This window comes from Streptomyces sp. NPDC005963 (genome assembly GCF_040638655.1).
GTDB lineage: Bacteria > Actinomycetota > Actinomycetes > Streptomycetales > Streptomycetaceae > Streptomyces.
Genome location: NZ_JBEXVD010000076.1, coordinates 1 through 3,079, shown reverse-complemented (window position 1 = coordinate 3,079; position 3,079 = coordinate 1). Strand labels below are relative to the sequence as shown.

Genomic DNA, 3,079 nt, shown 5'->3' with positions numbered 1-3,079 from the left:
CGAGGTGTTCGGCGATGAGGGTGCCGAGGGCTCCGGTGGCTCCGGTGATGAGGACGGTGCCGTGGGGGTTGAGGGTGGGTTGTGGGTGGGTGGTGTGCGTGAGTGGGGTGAGTCGGGGTGTGTGGGGGGTGCCGTTGCGGAGGGCGAGTTGTGGTTCGTTGGTGGCGAGGGCTTGGGAGAGGGCTTGTTGGGAGGCGGGGGTGTCGTCGGTGTCGATGAGGACGAACCGGCCCGGGTGCTCACTCTGCGCCGTACGCACCAAACCCCAGAGCGACGACTGATCGAGACCCGCGACGGCCTCCCCTGCTCGTACGGCGAGTGCGCCCTGTGTGACGACCACGAGACGGGCTGCACCGGACCGCTCGTCGTCCAGCCAGCCGCGCAGCAACTCCGCCGTCCGATGAGGGTCGGGGCGCTCCGGCGCCCGCCACACCAGATGGGGGACATCGCTGCTCCCGGACGCCTCCTCGTACTCCACCCACCCTGCCGTCGCCACGCTCCCGCTCAGGGGCGTCCAACGAACCTGGTGGAGACGCCCGCCCCCGGTGCCCGCGGCGAGTCGGGCGGGATCGACCGCCCGTAGGACCAGTCCGTCCACGGACAGGACCGGAGTGTTGTGCTGGTCGGTCACCAGGATGTGCGTCCTGTCGTTGCCCACGGGAGTGAGACGCACCCGCAGTGGGCTCGTCGTGGATCCCCCGAATGCGCGCACCCCGACCCACACGAACGGAACGCGCAGCCCTGCCGGTTCTTCCAACGCCTCCAGGGCCAGCGGATGGAGCACCGAGTCCAACACGGCCGGATGGATGATGTGCCCGGGGCCGGCAGGGTCGGGCTGGCCCGCGTCCGCCGAGATCTCGGCGTACCGGACGTCTCCCCTTCGCCATGCGGCCCGCAGACCACGGAATGCGGGGCCGTAGGAGTAGCCGAGACGCTCCAGATCCTCATAGGCCGAAGCGACGGGAACCGATTCGGCCCCGCTCGGCGGCCACTCCGCGGATACGGGTTCGACCGGGGTGACCGTGTTGCCGAGGGCCCCCGAGGCGTGCTCGGCCCAGGGCTCGTCGGCGTCCGCCGGGCGGGCGTGGATGGTGATCGGGCGGTGGCCTTCGCCGTCGTCGGCGCCCACGGTGAGTTGGAGCTGTACGGCGCCGTCCGGCGGGATCACCAGCGGCGAGCGAAGCGTCAGCTCCTCGACGGTCGGCGCTCCGATCGCCTCACCCGCGTACAGTGCGAGATCCAACAGCGCGCTACCGGGGACGACCACGGCACCGGACAGGGCGTGGTCGGCCAGCCATGGATGGGTGCGCAGGGACATCCGACCGGTGTGTACGGTGCCGGAGCCGTCGGCGAGTTCCACGGCGGCACCGAGCAGCGGATGGTCGGCGGTGTCGAGCCCCGCTGTGGTGACGTCCCCCTTGTCGGCCGCCCGCGCGTCCAACCAGTACCGCTCCCGCTGGAACGGATACGTGGGCAGGTCCCGAACGGCCGGATCGGCGGCGGCGAACCACTGGGTCCAGTTCACTTCGACGCCCGTCGCCCACAACTCACCGAGCGCCCCGGCAACGGTGGTGCCCTCGGGCCTGTCCCGACGCAACAGGGTGAACAGCGGGGCCGTCGGCAGTGTGTCGACGGCCATCGTGCTGAGGACCGCGTCCGGGCCGAGCTCCAGATACACCGTGCTCCCCGCCGTTTCGAGGGTGCGCAGGGCATCGGCGAAGCGCACGGTCTCCCGGAGGTGGCGCGTCCAGTAGTCGGGCGAGGACAGTTCCTCGGCCGTCGCCACTCCTCCCGTGAGATCGGAGACGACGGGAAGGTTCGGGGCGTGGAATTCGAGTCCCGCGAGAACCGTACGGAACTCCGCGAGCACCGGTTCCATGAGCGGTGAGTGGAAGGCATGGCTCACGGTGAGGCGTCGGGTCTTCGCCCCCTGTTCCACCGCTCGGGCGGTGATGTCGGCGATGGCTTCTTCGGCACCGGAGACGACCGTGCTGCGCGGACCGTTGACGGCCGCGATCGAAGCCACCGACTCATGACCGGCGATCAGGGCGGCGGTGGTCGGTTCATCGAGGGAGAGCGCGACCATCGCCCCGCCGGCCGGGAGCGCCTGCATCAACCTTCCACGGGCGGAGATGAGGGTTGCCGCGTCAGCGAGGGAGAGGACGCCCGCCACGTGCGCGGCCGTGATGGAACCGATGGAGTGCCCCGCCACCCGGTCCGGCGTTACCCCCACCGATTCCATGAGTCGGTAGAGGGCGGTCTGGAGCGCGAACAGTGCGGGCTGGGTGTAGGCGGTCCGGTCGAGGAGTTCGCCGTCGTCACCGAAGACGATCTCGCTCAGCGATCGGCCCAGATGCGGATCGAGGGCGGCGCACGCCGCATCGAAGGCACGGGCGAACACCGGATGCCGGTGGTGGAGTTCACGCCCCATGCCAGCCCGTTGGCTGCCCTGGCCGGAGAAGAGGAAGGCCAGACGCGGGAGCTGCGGTGATGTCTCCCTGGCACCGAGCGGGCCTTCGTCGGCGAGTTGCCTCAGTGCACTCAGGGCCTCGTCGCGACCGGCTGCGGCAAAGGAGACCCGATGGTCCAGCGCCCCCCGGCGCGTGGCCAGGGCATGGGCCACCGCCGCGGACGAGGTGTCGTCGGGGAGCGACTCCAGATGGTGGTGCAGCCGGTCGGCTTGGGCGCGCAACGCTTCCGGCGTGTGCGCGGAGAGCAACCAGGGCTGCGGCTCCTCATCGGGTGCCACCGGCGCCGCGTCGGACTCCGTTCCGGTCGAATCCTCTGTTGCTGTGGGTTGGGGGGTGTGTTCGAGGATGATGTGGGCGTTGGTGCCGCTGATGCCGAAGGAGGAGACGGCGGCGCGGAGGGTGCCGTTGCGGTCTTTCCATTCGCGGGCTTCGGTGAGGAGTTGGACGTTTCCGGCTGTCCAGTCGATGTGGGGTGATGGTTGGTCGATGTGGAGGGTGCGGGGGAGTGTGCGATGGTGCATGGCTTGGACCATTTTGATGATGCCGGCGACTCCGGCTGCGGCTTGGGTGTGGCCGATGTTGGATTTGAGTGAGCCGAGGTAGAGGGG

Annotated in this window: 1 protein-coding gene; it reads right to left on the bottom strand. The window is 69.9% G+C overall.

What is annotated here, in order from left to right; all coding sequences use genetic code 11:
• On the bottom strand, window positions 1-2,992 hold a 2,992-nt coding region (locus ABZ348_RS34575; protein WP_358939966.1), incomplete at its 3' end, for a type I polyketide synthase.
• Window positions 2,993-3,079: the final 87 nt, after the last annotated feature.